Raw genomic sequence first — 2,981 nt, 5'->3', positions numbered from 1 at the left:
GTTCCGGGCGGCGCGGCGGATGACCGGCAGTGCTGAGCTGTGGCCCGTCATGGCCGACTGCGAGCGCGGGCTCCTCTCTATCTCGGCGGGGAGCCCTCTCTATCTCGGCAGGGTCAGGCGGGCTCGTCCGCGAGCTTGTAGCCCAGGCCGCGGACGGTGAGCAGGAGCTGCGGGGCGCCCGGGTCGGCCTCGATCTTGGAGCGGATGCGCTTCACGTGAACGTCGAGCGTCTTCGTGTCACCCACGTAGTCCGCCCCCCAGACCCGGTCGATGAGCTGCCCGCGGGTGAGCACCCGGCCGGCGTTGCGCAGCAGCAGCTCCAGCAGGTCGAACTCCTTGAGCGGCAGGGAGACGGCGTCGCCGCCCACCGTGACGGTGTGGCGCTCCACGTCCATCCGCACCGGGCCGACCTCGAGCACGGGCTCGCCGTCGTCGTCGTGCCCGTTCGACGCCGCCTCCGGGGCCGCGGGGCCGCGGCGGCGCATCACCGCGCGCATGCGGGCCAGCAGCTCGCGGAAGGAGTACGGCTTGGTGACGTAGTCGTCGGCGCCGAGCTCGAGGCCCACGACCTTGTCGATCTCCGAGTCCTTGGCCGTGAGCATGATGACGGGCACGTCGCCGCGCTGCCGCAGCTCCCGGCACACCTCCGTGCCGGACAGCCCGGGCAGCATGAGGTCGAGCAGCACCAGGTCGGCGCCGCCGTCGTCGTAGGCGGCGAGCGCGTCGACCCCGTTCGAGGCCTCCACGACCTCGAAGCCCTCGCGGGTGAGCTGATATGTCAGGGGGTCGCGATACGACTCCTCGTCCTCGACCACCAGGATGCGCGTCACGCACCTACCTCCTCGTCCGTCGTGCCATGGGTGTGCTGATGGTTGTGCTGCGGGGTGCGCTCGTCCGCCGGCCCGGTGACGTCCTCGGGGGCGTCCCGCGGGAGCTCCTGCGGCACGTCGGCCGCGGGGATGCGCAGGGTGAACGTCGAGCCCTTGCCGGGCTCGGACCAGATCTGCACGTCGCCGCCGTGGTCGGCCGCGACGTGCTTGACGATGCTCAGGCCCAGCCCGGTACCGCCCGTGTCGCGGGAACGCGCCGGGTCGACGCGGTAGAAGCGCTCGAAGACGCGGTCCTGCTCGTCGGCGGCGATGCCCACGCCCTGGTCGACGACGTCGATCTCGACCAAGCCGCCGCGCACGCGCACGCCGACCCCGACGCGGGTGTTCTCCGGCGAGTAGGCCACGGCGTTGTCGAGCAGGTTGCGCACCGCGGTGACGAGCAGGTTGTGGTCGCCGTACACGAGGACGTCGGCCGTGCCGCCGACCGTGATCGCGATGTTCTTCCCCTGCGCGGTGGTGCGGGCGCGGTCCACGGCCTCCGCGACGACGTCGCGCACCGGGATCGTCGTGACCTCCTGCAGCGCGCCCGCCACCTGCAGGCGCGACAGCTCGATGATCTCGTGCACCAGGGCGGACAGGCGCTGCGCCTCGGCCTGCATCCGCTCGGTGAAGCGCCGTACCGCGACCGGGTCGTCCGCGGCGTCCTGCACGGTCTCCGCGAGCAGGGCGAGCGCCCCGACCGGCGTCTTGAGCTCGTGCGAGACGTTGACGACGAAGTCTCGGCGGATGGCCTCCACGCGGCGGGCCTCGGTGCGGTCCTCGGCGAGCACGAGCAGCTTGTCCGGGCCGACGGGCGCCACCCGGACCTGCAGCAGCACCGTGCCCGAGCCGATCGGCCCACGCGGCAGCTCGAGCTCCTTCTCGCGGATCACGCCGTCGCGGCGCACCTCGCGCACCAGGTCGACGATCGCCGGGTGCTGCAGCGCGTCGTTGCGCACCACCCCCAGCGCGTACGCCGGCGGGGACGCGCGCACGACGTCGTCCTCCTCGTCCAGGACCACCGCGGCCGACCGCAGCACCGCGAGCACGCGGACGAGCCCCTCGTCCAGCTCGGCGGGGGCTGCCTCGGGCGACCGGCGCTGGACACGCTCGGAGAAGCGGAAGGCGAGGGTCGCGACCACGCCCACCACGACGCCGAAGATGCCCGCGACGACCGCGGTCACGCCCTGGATGATTCCGTCCACATGGCAAGCGTAGGTCGCGGCGCCCCGGGAATCCGTCGCGGAGCGGAACTGCTCAGCGAGCCGTCGCCCACTGTTCACCTTCGACCCGCCCGGAGTTCACCTGGGCGCCCCCGGCATGTCCACGGGGCGTGTCAGGCTGGCAGCAGACCCCTTCTTCCGAGAGGACAGCGATGCGAGAGATCTTCGAGGCCGAGCTGCGCCAGGTCGGCGACGACCTCATCGAGATGAGCCGGCTCGTCGAGTCGGCCGTCCGGCGCGCGGGCGAAGCCCTGCTGGAGGCCGACCACCAGCTCGCGCAGGAGGTGATCGCCTCCGACCACGCGATCGACCGGCTCGAGAGCGAGCTCGACGAGCGCTGCGTGCACCTGCTCGCGCAGCAGCAGCCCGTGGCGACGGACCTGCGGATCGTCATCTCGGCGCTGCGCATCAGCGCCTCGCTCGAGCGCATGGGCGACCTCGCCCGGCACGTGGCCGAGATCGCCCGCGGCCGGTACCCCGCCCAGGCGGTGCCCGAGCCCGCGCGCGAGACGTTCGTCAAGATGCACGACGCGGCGGTGCACGTCGCGCAGCGCACGACGGCGCTGCTCGCCACGCGCGACGTCGCCCTCGCCGCCGAGGTGCAGCAGGACGACGACCTCCTCGACGCCCTGCACCAGGACACCTTCGCCGCCACGCTCGACCCCGAGTGGACCGGCACCACCCAGCAGACGGTCGACGTCACGCTGCTCGGCCGGTACTACGAGCGGTTCGGCGACCACGGCGTCTCCGTCGCGCGCCGCATCACCTTCCTCGTCACCGGCAACTTCGACGACGAGCACGCGCACGCCGACGCCTGACGACGCGCCGAGATAGAGAAGGCGAACTCGCGAGATAGAGAGGCTCGGACGAGGCCGCAGTGGTGCGGCCT

General features: G+C 72.5%; 3 protein-coding genes. 1 reads left to right on the top strand and 2 read right to left on the bottom strand.

The window, feature by feature from the left end; all coding sequences use genetic code 11:
- Nucleotides 1-113: 113 nt before the first annotated feature.
- Nucleotides 114-830 carry a response regulator gene (locus ACFUVW_RS20445; RefSeq protein WP_430548220.1) on the bottom strand — a complete coding sequence of 239 codons (717 nt, stop codon included), beginning with the start codon at nucleotides 828-830 and terminating at the stop codon, nucleotides 114-116.
- Nucleotides 827-2,074, bottom strand: coding sequence for a sensor histidine kinase (locus ACFUVW_RS20440; RefSeq protein ID WP_430573129.1), 1,248 nt, complete (start codon nucleotides 2,072-2,074; stop codon nucleotides 827-829). Before ACFUVW_RS20440 ends, ACFUVW_RS20445 begins: the two co-directional genes overlap by 4 nt.
- 170 nt (nucleotides 2,075-2,244) lie before the next feature.
- On the opposite strand from ACFUVW_RS20440, the gene phoU reads away from it, so the two are divergent.
- Nucleotides 2,245-2,910 carry a phosphate signaling complex protein PhoU gene (gene phoU / locus ACFUVW_RS20435; protein ID WP_430573128.1) on the top strand — a complete coding sequence of 222 codons (666 nt, stop codon included), beginning with the start codon at nucleotides 2,245-2,247 and terminating at the stop codon, nucleotides 2,908-2,910.
- Nucleotides 2,911-2,981 lie beyond the last annotated feature (71 nt).

Source organism: Isoptericola sp. NPDC057391 (assembly GCF_042668085.1).
Taxonomy (GTDB): domain Bacteria; phylum Actinomycetota; class Actinomycetes; order Actinomycetales; family Cellulomonadaceae; genus Isoptericola.
This window is presented reverse-complemented; position numbering and strand designations above follow the sequence as displayed.